Genomic DNA, 19,288 nt, shown 5'->3' on the forward strand with positions numbered 1-19,288 from the left:
ATGTGCTGGAGAGAGGACAAAACCTTGAACGCCATCGCTGAGCTGAACGAACAGACCGACCGCTCGCTTCTCATCGTGGAAGACGACAAGCCGTTTCTGGAGCGCCTGTCGCGCGCGATGGAGACACGCGGCTTTGCGGTGACGTCCTGTGACACGGTTTCGGATGGCCTTGCGCAAATCGGCAAGTCAGCGCCTGCTTTCGCCGTGGTCGATCTCAGGCTCGGTGACGGCAACGGTCTCGACGTCGTCTCCGCGCTGAAGAAGAAGCGCCCCGAAGCGCGCGCGATCGTGCTCACTGGCTATGGCAACATCGCCACCGCCGTCACGGCGGTGAAGATGGGCGCGGTCGATTATCTCTCGAAGCCCGCGGATGCCGACGACGTCGTCGCCGCGCTGCTGTCGACCAATGCTGAAAAATCCGAGTTGCCGGCGAACCCGATGTCCGCCGACCGCGTGCGCTGGGAACACATCCAGCGAATCTACGAAATGTGCAACCGCAACGTCTCGGAAACGGCGCGAAGGCTCAACATGCACCGCCGCACGCTGCAGCGGATTCTCGCCAAGCGCGCGCCGCGGTAGTTTCGGCAATCCACTATTTCTCACCGTTACAGTGGCCGCTTCTTCAGCGGCCCTCGACGGGCGACGGCCCGGCTGCATCGCGGCCGTGCATCCTTCGCGGCTCGTTGCGCGAGCACCTCAGATGACATGATACAGATCACGTAGGGCGGGCAAAGGCGCGCAGCGCCGTGCCCACCTCGTCATTGCGAGCGTAGCGAAGCAATCCAGAATCTCTCCGCGGAGGCAGTCTGGATTGCTTCGTCGCAAGGGCTCCTCGCAATGACGGTTGAGCAAAGCGACCGCCGCTAATCCCAAAAATCCGCGTGCCCTTGCGGGTCGACCAGGCGGTTGATGCGCAGCGCTGCGGCCATCGCAAACCGCACCGTCATCTGCTTGCGCGTCGCCGCAGCGATCTTGTGCTCGGGCGCTTCGCAATGCATGTGCGCACCATAGGCGTCTGCGATGATCAGGCCGGTATCTTCAGGAAAGATCTCGCAGGGCAGGTCCTGTGTGAAGGCGAAGAACAGCCGGTCGCAATGGGCGCGGTATTCGTGCCATTTCTGGTCGGCGCGCAGATCTTCCACCGATGATTTGATCTCGACGATCCAGATTTCGCCGCGCTCGTTCAACGCCACGAGATCGGCACGCCGGCCCGACGGCAGCGGCAATTCGCTGAGGCAGGAAAAGCCGAGCGAACGCAACAGCCGCGCCGTACCGCGCGCGACCGCGAGCGCCGTTTCGGATTGGCGGCGGTCGGGTGGTGGAACGAGGGTGATGCGGGCGGTGTTGTCCATGACGGGAGATTAGCCGATTCCATCCACTCCGTCATTCCGGGGCACGCCACTTGGCGCGAGCCCGGAATCCATAGCCACAGGGAGGGGTGTGGGACGAAGCGGGTAACTCCGAGTCATCGTCAAACCTGATCCTGTGGTTATGGGTCCGGGGCTCGCGACTTCGTCGCGCCCCGGGACGACAGCCAGGAGGCGGAACCTCCCCTTCCCCAATCACTTATCACGCAGCCGCCGCACCCCTCGGCGGGAGCATCGAGGCTGCGCGCGCATGATCGACGATCTCTGGTACAAGAACGCCATCATCTATTGCCTGTCGGTCGGCACCTATATGGATGCCAACGGCGACGGAATCGGCGATTTCAAGGGGCTGCAACGTCGGCTCGACTATCTGCACGGTCTCGGCATCACCACGATCTGGCTGATGCCGTTCCAGACCTCGCCGGGCCGCGACGACGGTTACGACGTCGCCGATTACTACAGCGTCGACCCCCGTTACGGCACGCTCGGCGATTTCGTCGAGTTCACCCATGGCTGCAAGCAGCGCGGCATCCGCGTCATCATCGACCTCGTCGTCAACCACACCTCCGACCAGCATCCCTGGTTCAAGGAGGCTCGCCGCGACAAGAACTCACCCTATCGCGACTGGTATGTCTGGTCGGACAAGAAGCCTGCCAACGCCAACAAGGGCATGGTGTTTCCCGGCGTGCAGAAATCGACCTGGACGCGCGACAAGGAAGCCGGCGCCTACTACTTCCACCGCTTTTACGATTTCCAGCCCGACCTCAACACGTCCAATCCGCGCGTGCAGGCCGAGATCCTGAAGATCATGGGCTTCTGGATCCAGCTCGGCGTCTCCGGCTTCCGCATGGACGCTGTACCCTTCGTGATTGCGACCAAGGGCGCGAAGGTGAAAAAGCCGGTCGAGCAGTACGACATGCTGCGCACCTTCCGCGAATTCCTGCAATGGCGGGAAGGCGATGCCATCATCCTTGCCGAAGCCAATGTGCTGCCCGACACCGACATGGAATATTTCGGCAAGGACGCCGACCGCATGCACATGATGTTCAACTTCCAGGCCAACCAGCATCTGTTCTATGCGCTGGCGTCGAGCGACTCGCGCCCGCTGGCGAAGGCGCTGAAGGCAACCAAGCCGCGCCCGGCCTCGGCGCAATGGGGCCTGTTCCTGCGCAATCATGACGAGCTGGACCTCGGACGACTCACCAAGGCGCAGCGCGACACCGTGTTCAAATGCTTCGGTCCCGACAAGGACATGCAGCTCTACGATCGTGGCATCCGCCGCCGCCTTGCACCGATGCTCGGTGGCGACCGCCGGCGGCTCGAGCTCGCCTACAGCCTGATGTGCACGCTGCCGGGGACGCCTGTGATCCGCTATGGTGACGAGATCGCGATGGGCGACGATCTCTCGCTGCCCGAACGCAACTGCGCACGGACGCCGATGCAATGGTCGACCGAGCCGCATGGCGGCTTCACCAAGAGCGACAGGCCGGCGATCCCCGTGATTGACGAGGGGCCCTACGGCTATCCGCACGTCAACGTCGCCAAGCAGCGGCGCGATCCCAACTCCATGCTGAACTGGACCGAACGCATCATCCGCATGCGCAAGGAGGTGCCGGAAGTCGGCTGGGGCGACTTCACCGTGATCCCGACGCGCGATCCCGCCGTGTTCATCATCCGCTATGACTGGCGCAACAATTCGGTGCTGTTCGTGCATAATCTCGACGAGAAGCCGCGCGAGATCGCGTTCTCGGCGGGCCTGCCGGGCGACGCCGGCGCGCATCTGATCAATCTGCTCGCGGAAGACCACAGCCACGCCGACAAACGCGGTCAGCACCGCGTGGTGATGGAGCCGTACGGGTACCGGTGGTACCGGGTGGGAGGGCTGGATTATCTGCTGAAGCGGAGTGATGTGGATGGGGCGAGGGTGAAGGGAAAGAAGCATCCGGGATGACTGCCGAGACGCTCTCCTTCACTCCGCTGCTTCAGCGATCGTCATTGCGAGCGCAGCCAAGTGGCGGCAGTCTGGATTGCTTCGCTGCGCTCGCAATGACGGGGGAACAGTGTCGGCCACCTCTTCGCCCTTGCAGGGAGGGCGGCTAGGCAGGCACCACCACCACGCCCTCGTTGCCGCGCAGATCCAGCACGCCCTCCAGCCGCTCGCCCTCGCGATCCAGAAAGGTCGACAGCAGGATCTCGCTGCCGAAACGGATCGCGCTGGTGGTCACCGCAATCGGCTCGGGACCGAGATTGAGTACGATGACGACCGCCCTGCCCTGGGCTTCGCGGCGATAGACCAGCAGATCGCCCTGCGCGGCGACCGGATGATAGTCGCCTGACACCAGCGGCGGACAGGTCTTGCGCAACGCGATCAGGCGCTTGTAGAGGCTCAGGATCGAGCGCATGTCGGCGTTGAGATTGACGACGTTCTCGCGGACATGATCTTCCGGCAGCGGCAACCACGGCTTGGCCTCCGAGAAGCCGGCGAACCGCGAGCCGTCCCACTGCATCGGCGTGCGGCAGCCGTCACGCCCGACGCCGATGCCGGGCACGTTCTTCTCGAAGGGATCGCGGACATCGTCCGGCGCGATCGCGAGCTGATGCATGCCGATCTCGTCGCCGTAATAGAGCGTCGGCGTGCCGCGCAAGGTCAGCAGCAGCATGGCGGCGACTCGGGCCTGCTCGGGCCCGACGCGGCTCGCCACGCGCGGGCGATCGTGATTGCCGAGCACCCAGTTCGGCCAGGCGCCCCTGGGGAGCGCCTTTTCGTAGTCCTCGATGATCTTCTCGATCGAACGCGCGCTCCAGAATGTCGAGAGCAGCGCGAAATTGAACGGCATCTGCGCGCCGGTGAGATCGTTGCCGTAATAGGCCATCAGGCGATGCAGCGGCAGATAGATCTCCCCGATCAGCACGCGCGCATCGTAGGAATCCGTGACGCGCCGCATCTCGGCGATGACATCGTGCACTTCGGGTTGGTCGGTGGAATATTGAGTGAGGATCTTTTCGTTCGGCGGCCGGCCCTCGACGTAATGCGGATTGGGCGGGTTGTCGCGGAATTCGGCATCCTTGATCAGGTGCCAGATCACGTCGACGCGAAAGCCGTCGACGCCCTTCTCCAGCCAGAACCGCATCACGTCGTAGATCGCGGCGCGCACCTGCGGATTGCGCCAGTTGAGGTCCGGCTGCTGGGTGAGAAAGGCGTGATAATAATACTGCCCGGTGGCCTCGTCGAAAGCCCACGCGCTGCCGCCAAATTCGGACAGCCAGTTGTTCGGCACACCGCCGCCGGGCGCGGGATCGCGCCAGATGTACCAGTCGCGTTTGGCATTGTCGCGCGAGGAGCGGCTCTCGATGAACCAGGGGTGCTGGTCGGAGGTGTGGTTGGGCACCAGATCGAGGATCAGCTTCAATCCGTTTTCATGCGCCGCCGCCAGCAGCGCATCGAAATCCGCCATGGTGCCGAACAGCGGCTCGATGCCTGTATAGTCGGAGATGTCGTAGCCGAAATCGGCCATCGGCGAAGGGAAGATGGGTGACAGCCAGATCGCATCGACGCCGAGCGATTTCACATAAGGCAGCCGTCTAAGGATGCCGGCGAGATCGCCGACGCCGTCGCCGTTCGAGTCCTGAAAGGAGCGTGGATAGATCTGGTAGAAGATTCCGTCGCGCCACCAGTTTTCGCCGCTCTGAGCCATGCCGGACACCTTCCAAAGACTGCCTCTCGCGCGGGAGAACGCAGAAGCACCGCCCCGGTTCAGATTGGCGAGCCAATTGGGACGGCCGTGTGACCTGTTCCCCGGCCTCTCGCGCGAATCTTTTGCTTGGCGACATGGCAAAAATCGGCATTGTGGCGCCCATGACCGAGCAAAATGAAACTCAAGCCAAGGCCGGCGCGATCATCGTCCCGGTGACGCTGTTCGAGCAGAACTGCACCATCATCTGGGACGAGCCTTCGAAGAAGGCCGTGGTGATCGATCCCGGCGGGGACGTGCCGAAAATCCTGGAGGCCATCAAGCAGACCGGCGTCACCGTGGAGAAGATCTGGCTGACCCACGGCCACATCGACCACGTCGGTGGCGCGGCCGATCTGCGCGACGCGCTGAAGGTGCCGATCGAGGGCCCGCACCTCGCCGACAAATTCCTGCTCGACGCCGTCGTGGAGAGCGGCGCGCGCTTCGGCATGACGGGGTTGCGCAATTTCGCGCCCGACCGCTGGCTCGAGGAAGGCGACAGCGTGTCGATCGGCGGATTGACCTTCGACATCCTGCATTGCCCCGGTCACTCGCCGGGCAGCGTGGTGTTCTTCAACGGCGATTTGCGCTTTGCCCATGTCGGCGACGTGCTGTTCGCGGGCTCGGTCGGGCGCACCGACCTGCCCGGCGGCAGTCACGCCACGCTGATCAACTCGATCAAGACCAAGCTGCTGCCGCTCGGCGACGATGTCGGCTTCATCTGCGGCCACGGCGCCGGCTCGAGCATCGGCCAGGAGCGGATGACCAACCCGTTCATCACCGGCGAGATGTGAGGGTTTATTCGGCGGCGTCTGCCAGCGCCGCCGTCTCGCTCAGGTTACGCTCGCCCCATTCGCGGATGGCCGCCACCACAGGCACGAAACTCTTGCCCTTGCGGGTGAGGCGATATTCGACCTTGGGCGGGACCTCGCCGAAATCCTTGCGATCGATCAGACCGCTCGCGGTCAGCGCCTTCAACTCGCGGCTGAGCACGCGCGGGGTGATCTCGGCGCTGCCGGTCGCGCCGCGCAATAGGCCGCTGCGGATCTCGCCATAGCGGCGCGGGCCGTCCTTCAAGTCCCAGACGATGCGCAGCTTGTACTTGCCGCTGATCATCTTCTGGAACGCTGCGACCGGGCAGGCACGTGCGGAAGCTCTTGCCATGTCGTCTCCTCCCGGGAAGGAAGGATAGGAGCAGCGTTGAAAAAGTCCATACTATCAATTTTGTCCGTACTTGCAGGACGGCGCACAGGCCGCAGATGATGGTGCACATGACGAACAGGGAGCGTCACATGAAGCACTTCATGATCAAGTACCAGTTCAAGAACGGCGCGGCGGAAGAGTGGCACCGCGAGATCGGCCGCTTCATCAAGGCGATCGACGCCGATCCGGAATTGAAGGGGCGGATCGGCTATCGCGTCCTGAAGAACCGCGACGACAAAAACTATTTCCACCTCGCCAGCGTCGCCGACGAGGACGCGCAGAAGACGCTGCAATCCCGCGACTTCTTCAAGCACTATTCCGCGATGACCCGGCAAGTCTCCGGCGGCGAAGTCACGGCGACGCCGATCGAGATGATCGACACGACGGCTTGAACCTACTTCATCAAGCCGGCGGCGGTCAGCGCGCGGGTGATGATCTGGCCGAGATCGAAGCCGCGAGGCTCGCGGTTCGGCTCGGCCTTGTCTTCTGCGACCTTCGTCCGGATCGTGCGGGCGAGATGCGGCGCGGGCGTCGGCTTTGCCTCCGCCTTCTTCGCATCCTGGATCCACCCCGTGAGGCCGAAGAACTTCGCGATGTGGTAGGACGACGAAATGCCGGCCTCGATCAGAAACGCGCCTTCGACGCCGTAGCGCTGGTCATTGTCGGCAAGTCCAAGCGGCGTGCCATGGGCCATGCCTGTGATGGCGTAGGACTCGACCAGCGTCTCGCCGTCCTTGTTCCACCAGGCCTGGCGCGGATAGCCGTCGACATTGGTCTCGGCCATCGGCGTCGCCGGCAGATCATGCAGATCGAGCCACTGCTTGACGATCTCGTTAGCGTTGCCGGGGTTGACGGTGCGATCGGCGCTGCCGTGCCACACCGAAATCTTCGGCCAGGGCCCGCGATGGTTCGAGGCCCGCCGCACGAAATCGCCGAGCTCGCGCTCGGGCCTCTCAGGGGAATGGAACATGCCGTCCAGCGCTTCACGCAGGTTCGAGGCGATGCCGTAGGGCAATCCGGCAATCACCGCACCGGCCGCGAACACTTCGGGATAGGTCGCGAGCATCACCGAGGTCATGCCGCCGCCGGCGGAGAGGCCGGTGATGAAGATGCGCCTGGGATCGATGCGATGCGCCTCGACCATATGCGTGATCATCTCGCGGATCGATCGCGCCTCGCCGCTGTCGCGCGCGGTGTCCTCGGGGTTGAACCAGTTGAAGCAGGTGTTGGCGTTGTTGATGCGCTGCTGCTCGGGCATGAGAAGCGCAAAACCGTAGTGGCGTGCCAGCGTCGACCAGCCCGCGCCGAGATCGTACGTCGCGGCGGTCTGGCCGCAGCCATGCAGCACGACCACGAGCGCGTGCGGCTTCTGCATTTGCGCCGGCACGAACGCGAACATGCGCAAGGCTCCTGGATTGTCGCCGAAGCCGGTGACCTCCTGCAGCGGGCTGGAGGCACCGGCGCTCGCGCCGAAGTCGGGCAGGCGCAGGCCATCCAGCTTTGGCAAGCGTCTCAAGAGATCGACATTACGGGCAAGCGACACGGCAAATTCCTGGGTGGGCGGCTTTCAACGTTTACCCAGACCAGATAGTTGCTGCAGTGCAAAATGAAAAGACCGTGTGCTGCCGATCAGCTCGAAAGCGCGCAGGATCCCGCAGGAATCCGCACGTATTAACCGCACTGCCTCAACTTCGCGCAGATACGCGACGCATCCATGACAGGAATGCGGCGCAGATCATGATTAACGCCGCAAACAGCGCGAGCGAGACGAGGAATCCTGCGCGCGCTGATTGCAGCGATTCGACAGCGAAGAACACCGCGCCGATTGCGGCCACTCCGGCCGCATTTCCGATCTGCGCAATGGTGCCATACATGCCGGAGGCCGAACCGGCCGCGACCGGCTTCACGGTCGAGAGCACCGCCGCCGACAGCGGCGCCATCACGAGGCCCTGGCCGTAGCCGAAGATGATCATGACAAGGGCGAGCATGAGCGGCGTCGGCGCATCGACGTCAATTGCAGCAACCGCAAGCGCGGCGAGGCCCGCGATCTGCAGCGCGCAGCCTTCGATCAACACCTTGGTGCCGCGATGCTTCGCGCGCGCGGCGCTGTGGCGCGAGGCCACGACGAAAGCGAGCGCGAGCGGAACGAAGGCGAGTCCCGCGGCGAGCGGCGCAATCTTCAAGCCGCGCTGCATGAACAGCGTCATCACCAGGTAGAACGAGAGATTGGCGACGAAGAAAAAGAAGGCGGCGCCGAGCCCGCGCAGGAACGCGGCATCCGAGAGCAGCGTCAGATCGATCAGCGGCATGCCGCCGATGCGCGCCACGGCGCGTTCGAGCCGCAGGAATGCGAACAGGATCGCACCGCCGCCTGCCATCACGGCCCACAGCGACGGCGCCCAGCCGAAATCGTGGCCGAACAGCAGCGGACCGATCAGGCACAACAAGCCGGCGAACAGAACCAGGCTGCCCTTGATGTCGAGCTTGGTGGCCGGTCGCCGCGGCACCGTCGGCATGATGCGCCAGGCCGCCATCGCAATGACGAGGCCGCAGGGCACGTTGACGAAGAACACCGCGCGCCAGCCGGTGTGGGCGAGGTCGATCGTGACCAAGAGACCGCCGAGCAGAAAGCCCGCGGCGCCCGCAAGCCCCAGCACGATGCCGTAGATGCCGAAGGCGCGGCTGCGCGCTTCGTCGGTGAAAAGCAGGTGCAGCGTCGCCAGCACCTGCGGCACCATCAGCGCCGCGGTCGCGCCCTGCGCCAGACGGGCAACGATCAACTCGGTCCCGGATTGCGCGAGACCGCACCACAGCGACGTCACTGCAAAGCCGACCACGCCGGCGAGAAACACGTTCTTGGTGCCGTGGATGTCGCCGAGACGGCCGCCGGTGACGACCAGTGTGGCATACGCGATCAGATAGATCGCGATGACGGACTCGATCTGCGCAGGCGTCGCCTTCAGCTCGATCGCGATGGTGGGAATGGCGACGTTGACGACGAACGCGTCGACGCCGAACATGAACTGCGCGGCGACAACGATCGCCAGCACCCACCAGCGGCGGGTCGAATCGACAGGTTTTGTGACGATTTGATGCATCGGCGCGGTCCCCGGGATAATCCCAGCCCGACGATTTCAGACCGCGCGCCGCGGCGCGATTACCTCCAAGGTCAGATTCGGGCGCCATTCGCCTCTTTCCGCGTACGGGGAGAGGGAGAAAGCGCGCATGCTTGCATTCCGCCGTGCGGGACATCGCGCGATTGCGTTCGCGTCGGGCAGCACGTAGCCTCACCCTCTCAACAAACAAAAAGACAGCCGGAGAGAACGCCATGGCGCGCCTGAAATTCGGAGCCTTCCTTGCCCCGCATCACCCGATCGGGGAGCATCCGATGCTCCAGTTCCGGCGCGATCTCGACCTGGTCGAGCAGCTCGATGCGCTCGGCTATGACGAGTTCTGGTGCGGCGAGCATCATTCGTCCGGCTGGGAGATGATCGCTTCGCCCGAGATGTTCCTGGCCGCCGCCGGCGAGCGCACCAAGCGGATCAAGCTCGGCACCGGCGTGGTGTCGCTCCCTTATCACCATCCCTTCAACGTTGCCCAGCGCATGGTGCAGCTCGACCACATGACCGGCGGCCGTGCCATCTTCGGCTCCGGCCCCGGCGCGCTGGCCTCCGACGCGCACACGCTCGGCATCGACCCGATGACGCAGCGCGATCGCCAGGACGAGGCGATCGCCGTGATCCGCCGCCTCTTCAACGGCGAGCGTGTCACCGCAAAGAGCGACTGGTTCACCATGAATGACGCGGCGCTGCAGATCCTGCCGCTGCAGGAGGAGATGCCGTTCGTGGTGGCCTCGCAGATCTCGCCATCGGGCATGACGCTCGCGGGCAAATACGGCATCGGCATCATCTCGCTGGGCTCGATGACGACGCAGGGCTTGATGTCGCTGCGGCAGCAATGGCAGTTCGCGGAAGATGCCGCCAAGAAGCACGGCACGAGGGTCGACCGCGCCGACTGGCGCGTGCTCCTGACCTTCCACATCGCCGAGACCCGCGAGCAGGCCCGCAAGGAAGCGGGCGCCGGACTGATGCGCTGGCACAACGAGTATAATGTCGGCACGCTGCAGCGTCCGGGCCTGACCGCATTCTCCTCGCCGGACGAAGCCGTCGACAAGACGGCCTTCGTCGAAGGTGCCGCATCCACCATCGGCACACCCGACGATCTCGTCAAAACCATCAAGAACGTCATGGAGGTGTCCGGCGGCGTCGGGGCCATCATCGGCTTCGTGCACGACTGGGCCAATCCGGAAGCGACCCGCCGGAGCTGGGACATGGTGGCACGCTACGTCGTGCCTGAAATCAACGGCTACATTGACGGCCTGCGCAGGTCGCAGAAATTCGTGATCGAGAACCGCGCGATCTTCGAGCGTGCGGGCCAGGCCGTGATGGCCAAGATCATGGAGAACGAGAAAGCCGCCGAGGCGCTGAAGGTGACCGGCCCCGGCCGCGTCGCCATTCCCGCCGTGAACGCGCCGGATCTGCAGAAGGAAGCGGCGAAGCAGCGGGGATAGCGGGCAAGCCGGATCTCACGCGCGTCGTCCCGGACCAGCGCACCAAAAGCGCCCGTAGGTCCGGGACGACAACGGGATGCGCGACGCTTCGCGCGCAAGACAACCGCCGCACGACCGTGCCGGGATTGTGCTATATCGGAAGCCACAGCCAATCGGAGCAACCCCATGTCGATGCAGGCTGGGCCGACGCCGCCCAAGCGCAATCAGCTGAAGCACATTCCGGGAGACGAGGGCTGGCCGATCATCGGCAAGACCCTGCAGGTGCTGGCCGATCCCAAGGGCCATATCGAGGCGAACGGGCGGAAATACGGGCCGGTGTATCGCACCCATGTATTCGGCGAGACCAGCGTCGTGCTGCTCGGGCCCGAGGCCAACGAACTCGTGATGTTCGACCAGCAGAAGCAGTTCTCGTCCGAGCATGGCTGGAACCCGGTGCTCGGACGCCTATTCCCGCGCGGCCTGATGCTGCTCGATTTCGACGAGCACCGGCTGCATCGCAAGGCGCTGTCGGTCGCGTTCAAGTCCGGGCCGATGAAATCCTATCTCAGCAATCTCGATCGCGGCATCTCAGCGCGCGTCGCGCAGTGGAAGGCGAACCCCGGCGAGATGCAGCTTTACCCGGCGATGAAGCAGCTCACGCTCGATCTCGCCGCGACGTCCTTTCTCGGCGCCGACATCGGGCCGGAGGTCGATGAGATCAACCGCGCCTTCGTCGACATGGTGGCGGCCGCGGTCGCCCCGATCCGCCGCCCGCTACCCGGCACGCAGATGGCCAGAGGGGTGAAGGGACGCAAACGCATTATCGCATACTTCCGCGAGCAGATACCGTTGCGGCGCGGCAACCACGGCGGCGACGATCTGTTTTCGCATCTCTGCCGCGCCACCCATGAGAACGGTGCGCCCTTGTCCGACCAGGACATCATCGACCACATGAGCTTCCTGATGATGGCCGCACACGACACGCTGACCTCGTCGCTGACGTCCTTCGTCGGCGAGCTCGCGGCGCATCCCGACTGGCAGCAGAAGCTGCGCGACGAAGTCTCTGCGCTTGGCCTTTCGGCCGATGCGCCGACGAGCTTCGACGATCTCGACAAGCTGCCGATGACGGAGATGGCTTTCAAGGAGGCGCTGCGGATCAAGCCGCCGGTGCCATCCATGCCGCGTCGCGCGGTGCGCGACTTCTCCTTCAGGGGATTCGACATTCCGGCCGGCACCTCGGTCGGGGTCAATCCGCTTTACACGCACCATATGAAAGACATCTGGCCGGAACCGGATCGCTTCGATCCCCTGCGCTTCACCGAAGAGGCCCAGCGCAATCGGCATCGCTTCGCCTGGGTCCCGTTCGGCGGCGGGGCGCATATGTGCCTCGGACTGCATTTCGCCTACATGCAGGCGAAATGTTTCGCGCGGCACTTCCTGCAGAACGTCGAGGTGTCGCTGGAGCCTGGCTATAAGCCGGACTGGCAGATGTGGCCGATCCCGAAGCCGAAGGATGGGTTGCGGGTGCGTGTGAAAGCGATCTCGTAGGGTGGGTTGGCACGCGGCTGCGCGGAACGCAGCCCGCTGGCGTAACCCACCCCTTTCGTGTCCGCGGTGACAGAAGTGGTGGGGTTACGCCAGCGCCTGCGCTTTGCGCAGACGCCGTCTAATCCACCCTACGACATCCTTGCTCGCGGCTGCACTCTCGCCTTCCCGCATGCTCTGCCCCGCGATCACAATTTTGGCACCTTCCGCAACGAAGACTGCCACAGTCCGCGATCCGATCCCGCTGGTCGCCGCCGCGACCACCGCAACCTTGCCATCCAGCCTCCCGGTGGAATGTCCCTGTTTTCGAATGATTCGATGCCAAATGGCGGAGGCCGATCGGTGACGTTGCCGCAACAATCGGCGCCGCGGCCATCACTATTTCTGCCGGCTTCCGACAAGGCAAGCTATGCTTGGCCGTGTGAGATGCGTAACATCCTCGACAGCCGATCGATTTTCGAACGCATATCGTCACCGGACTGCGCATGGGGAAGCTGATCGAGCAATTCCGCAAGGGCTGGCAGGGCGTGGCGCCGCCATCGTTCGGCCTGAGCATTACGTTTGCGGTCGCCTGCCTGCTGGTCGCGACCCTGGCTCGCTGGGGCCTCGCGCATGTGCGCCCCGACGTCTACTTCACGCCGTACTTTCCGGCCGTATTCTTTGCCGCCGCCTTCGGGGGTGCTCGGGTCGGCGTGGTGACCGCACTCGTCGGCGGCGTGCTCGGCGTGATCGTGAATTTCAGCGATTTCTCCGCCGATCGCGCCCGATTCGTCCTGCTGACACTGTATTGGGCCGTCTCGGCGCTCACCATTTGGGGGGTCGAGCACTACCGCACCATGCTGGCCGAGCAGCGGCGGATCTCCCGCCGTCTGATCGAGGAAGAGGATTATCGCAAGGTTCTGGTCGACGAGTTGCAGCACCGGCTGAAGAACAAGCTGTCGACCGTGCATGCCGTGCTGCACCAGGTACTGCACGACGAGCCGCAGGTCTGGGCCCGGATCGACCCGCGGTTGCGATCGCTGGCCGCAACCGACGATCTGATCTCGCGGATCGACAAGGCCGGCTGCGACATCCGCGACCTGCTGATCTCCGAGCTCGGCCCCTACGGCCATGTCCGCTTCACCCTCAACGGCGAGCGGCTGTTCCTGCCGCCGAAGCTGGCGGTCACGCTGTCGTTGATGTTTCACGAGCTCGCCACCAATGCCGGCAAATACGGCGCATTCTCCTCGCCGCGCGGACTGTTGCAGGTGTCATGGACGGTCAGCGACGATCGCCTCACCATCACCTGGGACGAAACCGAGGGACCGACCATCGGCGAAATCTCTGCGCCCGGCTTCGGCACCAAGCTGCTGAAATCGGCACTCTCCGCCTTCGACGGCAAGACCGAGACCTCCTATTTGAAGACCGGCCTGCATTGCATCATGCAATGTCGCATTCCCAAAAGCGAATAGCCAAGAGGTAAGTAAGCTCGATCGGCTTGGTTCACCTCTCCCCAGCGGGGAGAGGTCGAATTACTCAGGCGTGCAATTGCGCGCCTGAGTAATTCGGGTGAGGGGCCGCGGCATCCAGTGAAACCAGATCCCCTCACCCGGATCGCATCTCGCGATGCGATCCGACCTCTCCCTACGGGAGAGGTGACCGCCCCCCGGAGCTCATACCCTTTCCATCAATGAACATGATGCCGTTCGCTTCGCCACAAACGAAAGCGAACCGCGCGCTACGCTTCCCGCTTTCGCAGGCGCTGTTGACGTCCTGTTAATGACGATCGATGGCGCGCCTCGCATCGTCGCAACTTTCTCGCAAAACACCCCCGTATTTCTTCGGACCCCTTAACCAAACCTAAGAGGGAACTGCGCATGATCGCGCCCATTGCAAAGGCGCGCTGAAACAACAAGATTCATGAATTCTATGAACGACAACGCATATAACGGCGCGAACGAAGCCGAACTCGGATTTCTCAAGGAAATCGTTAGAATGCTTCCTGCCGGCCTGACCGTGCAGGACGCGCAGGGCACGCTTCTGCTGGTTAACGATGTCGCGGCGTCGCAGCTCGGCATGGACGGCAGCCGTCCCTCGCCCGATCTCGCGCCGCGTCGCGAGGCCTGCCAGCAGGCCCTCAGATCCGGCCAACCCGTCACCTCCGAGGAAGCGCTCCACCACGGAGCCGTACGCCGCGTGCTGCTGACCACCCATCGCCCTATCAGCTTCGCCGGACGCGAGCTGTTGATCTCGGCCTCCTCCGACATCACCGAACAGAAGAATTTTGAGGACCAGCTGTTCCGCTCGGCCTATTTCGACGAGCTGACCGGCCTGCCCTCGCGGCGCGTGATCGAGCATCGCGCCAACAGCCTCTTGGCGCGCGGCGAGGCTAACGATCGTTTCGCGCTGGCCTTTCTCGACGTCGACAATTTCAAGCACATCAACGACTATTACGGCCACGCCGTCGGCGATGCGCTGCTGGTGGAACTGGCCAAGCGGCTCGGTCGCGACTTGCGCGACTCCGACATGCTGTCGCGAATCTCAGGCGACGAGTTCCTGCTGCTGCTGTCGCCGGTCCAGAGCCAGGAGGAAGTCGCCGAATTCATGCAGTCGATGCTGGAGCGCCTCACGGCGCCGTTCTTCATCGACAATTCGGAGGTGTTCGCCTCGACCTCGGTCGGCATCAGCCTCTATCCCGATCACGGCCGCAGCTTCGAGACGCTGCGTCAAAACGCCGACATCGCGATGTACCGGATCAAGAACGACGGCAAGGGCTCGGCGGCGTTCTTCAATTCCAGCATGGAGCGCGAAGCGCTGGCGCGGATGAAGATCGAGCAGTCGCTGCGTCTCGCCATCCTCGAGAAGCGCTTCTGCTGCGCGTTCCAGTCAAAGGTCGATATCCGCACCCAAGCCGTGAAGGGCATCGAGGCCCTGGTGCGTCTGCGCGACGACGAAGGCGTGATCCAGGCGCCCGGCTCGTTCATCGATCTTGCCAGCGAACTCGGGCTGATCGACGAGCTCACGCATCTGGTGCTCGCCGAGATCGTCAAGTCGATCGACCCGATCAACGACACGTTCGGCGCGGACGCGACCATCAGCATCAATGTCGCCGCCAAGCAGGCCGGCAACCCCGAGTTCATGCGCAGCTTTGCGCAGGCGCTGCAGGACACCGGCTTTCCGCAGCGTTTCATGATCGAGGTGACGGAAGACGCCTTCGTCGCCAAGAATCACTTCCAGGCCGAGATCCTGCCGATGTTCCGCAAGCTCGGCGTCGGCATCTCCATCGACGATTTCGGCATCGGCTATTCCTCGCTCTCGGCGCTCGCCGACATCACCGCCGACGAGATCAAGATCGACCGCTCCTTCATCACGGACATCCATAAACGTCCGCGCAGCCAGGGCATCCTGCGCGCGATCGAATCCTTGAGCGAGGCGCTCGGCATGACCGTGATCGCCGAAGGTCTCGAATCCTTCGAGGAACTCGCCTATCTCCAGGCCGCCACCAAGATCCGCTACGCGCAAGGCTATTATTTCGCGCGACCGATCTTCCTGGAGGAGCTGAAGCTCGCCACTCCCGCCTCGAGCGAGTCCCGCGGCAGCGTGTCCGCCCGCCCGATGCAGCAAAACCGCCAGGGCTATTCGCGCGCGAGCGGCTATCGGCGGTAGGCTACTCACCGCTTACGCAACGAGCTGACCGTTCCATCATCCTGGGGTGCGAGCGGCGCGATGCAGCAGCAGCGCGCCGCAAGCCTCGAAGGATAGACGGCCGGGCTGCCAGCCGGGCCGTCACCCTTCGAGGGCCGCTGAAGAAGCGGCCACCTCAGGGTGACGGGAGATGGGGTTTCGCAAGGACGCCGTCTCGCCATTAACCCCGCCTCACCGAATTCCCTTTGAAATCGCTGCCCTTTTGGTAATAACGGGCGGACCTCCCCGAGGCGCGCCATGCCCAGCACTTCTCCTGATGTCAGCGATCCCGCCTATGTCCGCGCGCGGGCGATGGTGACGCTGTTCGAGCGGCTGGAGCATCTGTGCGAAGGCGCGATTGCGATCGACCGTCGCGGACGGGTCATCTACGTCAACGAGAAGTACCTCACCTCGCTCGGTCTCAAGCACACATCCGAGGCGATGGGACGGCCGATCGAGGAGGTGATTCCGAACAGCCTGATGCGGAAGGTGGTCGAAACAGGCGAGCCGATCCTGCTCGACATCATGGAGCTCGGCGGCGAGCAGCTCGTGGTGACGCGCATGCCGATCGAGGACGAGCAGCGCAACGTCATCGGCGCGATCGGCTTCGTGCTCTATGATCATCTGGAGAGTCTCAAGCCGCTGCTTGCCCGGGTCGCCCAGCTCGAGAGCGATCTGCGGCTGGCGCGGCGGCAATTGTCGAACGCTCGCGCGGCACGCTTCACCTTTGCCGACTTCGTCGGCAAGACTTCAGGGATCGCGCAGGCCAAGGAGCTCGCCGGCCGCGCCGCCCGGCAGAACGTCACCGTCCTGCTCACAGGCGAGACAGGAACGGGCAAGGAGATGCTGGCGCAGGCCATCCACAACGCTTCCTCCCGCGCCGACAAACCGTTCGTCAGCGTCAACGTCGCGGCGATCCCGGACACGCTGATCGAATCGGAATTTTTCGGCACCGCGCCCGGCGCCTATACCGGCGCCGATCGCAAGGGTCGCGAGGGAAAGTTCCGGGTCGCCGACGGCGGCACGCTGTTTCTCGACGAGATCGGCGAGATGCCGCTGCAATTGCAGGCCAAGCTGCTGCGCGTGCTGCAGGAGCGCGAGATCGAGCCGCTCGGATCGGACAAGATCTCGAAAGTGGACGTGCGCGTGGTCGCCGCCACCAACGTGGACTTGCGCAAGCGCGTCAGCGACGGTGCGTTCCGGCCCGACCTCTATTACCGCCTCAACGTGCTCTCGATCGACCTGCCGCCGCTGCGCGACTGCCTCGACGATCTCCCCGAGATCAGCGCCCGGCTGCTCGAGGACATCAGCGCCACCGGCGATTATCTCAGCGCCAAGATCACGCCGAGCGCGCTGTCGGCGCTCGCCCGCTACGACTGGCCGGGCAATGTCCGCGAGCTTCGCAACGTCCTGGAGCGCGCGCTGATCCTGAGCGATTCCGGGCGGCTCACCGGCAACGACTTCGCCCGCATCCTCCCCGTCGGCACGGATGCGAGGCCCGCGGCGACGATGCGGACCGCCGGCATTGTGGTGCCCTATGCCGAGGCCGAGGCCGAGTTCGAGAAGCACACGCTCGAGCAGGCGCTCGCCGCCAGCAACGGGCAGATCTCCGAAGCCGCCAAGATGCTGCGCATCTCGCGCGCGACGTTCTACAAGAAGCTCGCCAAATTCGGCCTCGCCTCAGGACCGGCCTCCGTCTGAGTTTCGAGATTCATCTTGTCTGGAGTCTCGGATTCCTGACACGGCACCGGGCGCCGCTTTTGCCGCCTTGGTTCGAAATTGTCGGGTTTTCAGCCATTTTGCGCAAGGCGCACGCATCTGGCGCGGACCTTGCTCTTCGCTTTTGCACAATGACGCATGCTGCACATGCGCATTCGCAAACCAGGGAGGACGCAAGATGAGTGAAGCGATCTCGGTCCATCAGCTTCAGGCGAGACAGCCCTCGCACGTCACGGTCGCCACCGCGAGCCTGATCGGCACGGCCATCGAGTGGTACGATTTCTTCCTCTACGGCACCGCCGCGGCGCTGATCTTCAACAAGCTGTTCTTTCCGACGTTCGACCCGATGATGGGCACGCTGCTGGCGTTCGCGACCTATGCGCTCGGCTTCATCGCGCGCCCGCTCGGCGGGGTCGTGTTCGGCCATTACGGCGACAAGATCGGCCGCAAGACCATGCTGTACCTGACGCTGCTGATCATGGGGGCGGCGACCGCGGCGATCGGCTTCCTGCCGACCTACGAGACCGCCGGCATCGGCGCTGCGATCCTGCTCGTCACCTGCCGCCTGGTGCAGGGTTTTGGCTTGGGCGGCGAATGGGGCGGCGCCGTGCTGATGGCCGTCGAGCACGCGCCGGAGGACAAGAAAGGCTTCTATGGCAGCTGGCCGCAGCTTGGCGCGCCGCTCGGCCTCGTGCTCGGCACGCTGGTGTTCTCGGTGGTCTCGGCACTGCTGACCGACGCGCAGCTCTATGCCTGGGGCTGGCGCATTCCGTTCCTGTTCTCGATCGCGCTGGTGCTGGTCGGCCTGTGGATCCGCTTCACCATCGCGGAATCGCCCGAGTTCCAGAAGGTCAAGGACACCAAGCAGGAGGTGAAGATGCCGATCCTCGAGGCGATCAGGATGTACCCGAAGAACATCCTGCTGGCGATGGGCGCGCGCTTTGCCGAGAACGGCTTCTTCTACATCTACGCGACCTTCGTGCTCGCCTTTGCGACGCAATCGCTCGGCATGAACAGGCAGGACATGCTGAACGGCGTCTTGATCGCCGCCGCGATCGAGACCTTCACCATCCCCGCCTTCGGCGCGCTGTCCGACAAGGTCGGGCGGCGACCGATCTACATCTTCGGCGCGGTGTTCTCGGCGCTGATGTCGTTCCCGCTGTTCATGCTGCTGTCGACCAAGAACCCGCAGCTCGCCTGGATCGCGATCGTGCTGGGCCTCGCCATCGGCCATGCCGCGATGTACGGCCCGCAGGCGAGCTTCCTGTCGGAGCTGTTCGGCACCAAGGTGCGCTATAGCGGCGTCTCGCTCGGCTACAACCTCGCCTCGATCTTCGCCGGCGCGTTGTCGCCGTTGATCGCGACGGGCCTGATGACGGCCTATGCGCCGGCGACCTGGCCGATCTCGCTCTACATGATCGCGCTCGCGATCATCACGGTGGTGTCGGTCTATTTCGCCACGGAAACGCGCAAGATAGTTCAGGCCTGAACTCGGCGCTTGCGGCGGGGCG

15 protein-coding genes are annotated in these 19,288 nt (G+C 64.0%); 10 read left to right on the plus strand and 5 right to left on the minus strand.

The window, feature by feature from the left end:
- Nucleotides 1-24: 24 nt before the first annotated feature.
- The gene (locus X265_RS35370; RefSeq protein WP_128969035.1) at nucleotides 25-579 is read left to right on the plus strand and encodes an ActR/PrrA/RegA family redox response regulator transcription factor; all 555 of its coding nucleotides are present in this window, start codon (nucleotides 25-27) and stop codon (nucleotides 577-579) included.
- A gap of 284 nt (nucleotides 580-863) precedes the next feature.
- Here the strand turns inward: X265_RS35370 and X265_RS35375 are convergent, their stop codons facing one another.
- Nucleotides 864-1,352, minus strand: a complete 489-nt coding sequence (locus X265_RS35375; RefSeq protein ID WP_128969036.1) for an MmcB family DNA repair protein — start codon at nucleotides 1,350-1,352, stop codon at nucleotides 864-866.
- A gap of 265 nt (nucleotides 1,353-1,617) precedes the next feature.
- Here X265_RS35375 and X265_RS35380 point away from each other — a divergent pair, with 265 nt between their 5' ends.
- The gene (locus X265_RS35380) at nucleotides 1,618-3,318 is read left to right on the plus strand and encodes an alpha-amylase family protein (protein ID WP_128969037.1); all 1,701 of its coding nucleotides are present in this window, start codon (nucleotides 1,618-1,620) and stop codon (nucleotides 3,316-3,318) included.
- 145 nt (nucleotides 3,319-3,463) lie between these two features.
- Here the strand turns inward: X265_RS35380 and X265_RS35385 are convergent, their stop codons facing one another.
- Entirely contained in the window at nucleotides 3,464-5,062 is a 1,599-nt protein-coding gene (locus tag X265_RS35385; RefSeq protein ID WP_128969038.1) for an alpha-amylase family glycosyl hydrolase, read from the minus strand.
- Nucleotides 5,063-5,223: 161 nt separating this feature from the next.
- Between X265_RS35385 and X265_RS35390 the strand changes: the two genes are divergently transcribed.
- Nucleotides 5,224-5,892, plus strand: coding sequence for an MBL fold metallo-hydrolase (locus X265_RS35390; protein ID WP_128969039.1), 669 nt, complete (start codon nucleotides 5,224-5,226; stop codon nucleotides 5,890-5,892).
- Between the two features lie 4 nt (nucleotides 5,893-5,896).
- Here the strand turns inward: X265_RS35390 and X265_RS35395 are convergent, their stop codons facing one another.
- Nucleotides 5,897-6,262 carry a winged helix-turn-helix transcriptional regulator gene (locus X265_RS35395; RefSeq protein ID WP_128969040.1) on the minus strand — a complete coding sequence of 122 codons (366 nt, stop codon included), beginning with the start codon at nucleotides 6,260-6,262 and terminating at the stop codon, nucleotides 5,897-5,899.
- A 128-nt stretch (nucleotides 6,263-6,390) separates the two neighbouring features.
- Between X265_RS35395 and X265_RS35400 the strand changes: the two genes are divergently transcribed.
- A complete protein-coding gene (locus X265_RS35400) occupies nucleotides 6,391-6,693 on the plus strand; it encodes a hypothetical protein (RefSeq protein ID WP_244659401.1) in 303 nt (100 codons plus the stop codon).
- 2 nt (nucleotides 6,694-6,695) lie between these two features.
- Here X265_RS35400 and X265_RS35405 read toward each other — a convergent pair whose 3' ends face one another.
- Nucleotides 6,696-7,844 (minus strand): extracellular catalytic domain type 1 short-chain-length polyhydroxyalkanoate depolymerase, encoded by a 1,149-nt coding sequence (locus X265_RS35405; protein WP_128969042.1) that lies wholly within the window; start codon nucleotides 7,842-7,844, stop codon nucleotides 6,696-6,698.
- 142 nt (nucleotides 7,845-7,986) lie between these two features.
- Nucleotides 7,987-9,399 carry an MFS transporter gene (locus X265_RS35410; RefSeq protein ID WP_128969043.1) on the minus strand — a complete coding sequence of 471 codons (1,413 nt, stop codon included), beginning with the start codon at nucleotides 9,397-9,399 and terminating at the stop codon, nucleotides 7,987-7,989.
- Between the two features lie 230 nt (nucleotides 9,400-9,629).
- Here X265_RS35410 and X265_RS35415 point away from each other — a divergent pair, with 230 nt between their 5' ends.
- The 6 genes from X265_RS35415 to X265_RS35445 all read left to right on the plus strand — a co-directional run bounded on the left by X265_RS35415 (nucleotide 9,630) and on the right by X265_RS35445 (nucleotide 19,266).
- Nucleotides 9,630-10,871 (plus strand): LLM class flavin-dependent oxidoreductase, encoded by a 1,242-nt coding sequence (locus X265_RS35415; protein ID WP_128969044.1) that lies wholly within the window; start codon nucleotides 9,630-9,632, stop codon nucleotides 10,869-10,871.
- Nucleotides 10,872-11,036: 165 nt separating this feature from the next.
- Nucleotides 11,037-12,398, plus strand: a complete 1,362-nt coding sequence (locus X265_RS35420) for a cytochrome P450 (protein WP_128969045.1) — start codon at nucleotides 11,037-11,039, stop codon at nucleotides 12,396-12,398.
- Nucleotides 12,399-12,880: 482 nt separating this feature from the next.
- Complete coding sequence (locus X265_RS35430; protein ID WP_128969047.1) at nucleotides 12,881-13,846, plus strand: sensor histidine kinase; 966 nt, start codon at nucleotides 12,881-12,883, stop codon at nucleotides 13,844-13,846.
- A gap of 457 nt (nucleotides 13,847-14,303) precedes the next feature.
- Nucleotides 14,304-16,040, plus strand: a complete 1,737-nt coding sequence (locus X265_RS35435) for a putative bifunctional diguanylate cyclase/phosphodiesterase (RefSeq protein ID WP_164938953.1) — start codon at nucleotides 14,304-14,306, stop codon at nucleotides 16,038-16,040.
- Nucleotides 16,041-16,316: 276 nt separating this feature from the next.
- On the plus strand, nucleotides 16,317-17,759 hold the full coding sequence (locus X265_RS35440; RefSeq protein WP_128969049.1) for a sigma-54 interaction domain-containing protein: 1,443 nt from the start codon (nucleotides 16,317-16,319) through the stop codon (nucleotides 17,757-17,759).
- A 196-nt stretch (nucleotides 17,760-17,955) separates the two neighbouring features.
- Nucleotides 17,956-19,266 (plus strand): MFS transporter, encoded by a 1,311-nt coding sequence (locus X265_RS35445; RefSeq protein ID WP_128969050.1) that lies wholly within the window; start codon nucleotides 17,956-17,958, stop codon nucleotides 19,264-19,266.
- Nucleotides 19,267-19,288 lie beyond the last annotated feature (22 nt).

The sequence above is a fragment of the Bradyrhizobium guangdongense genome, assembly GCF_004114975.1.
In the GTDB taxonomy this organism is placed as follows: Bacteria; Pseudomonadota; Alphaproteobacteria; order Rhizobiales; family Xanthobacteraceae; genus Bradyrhizobium; species Bradyrhizobium guangdongense.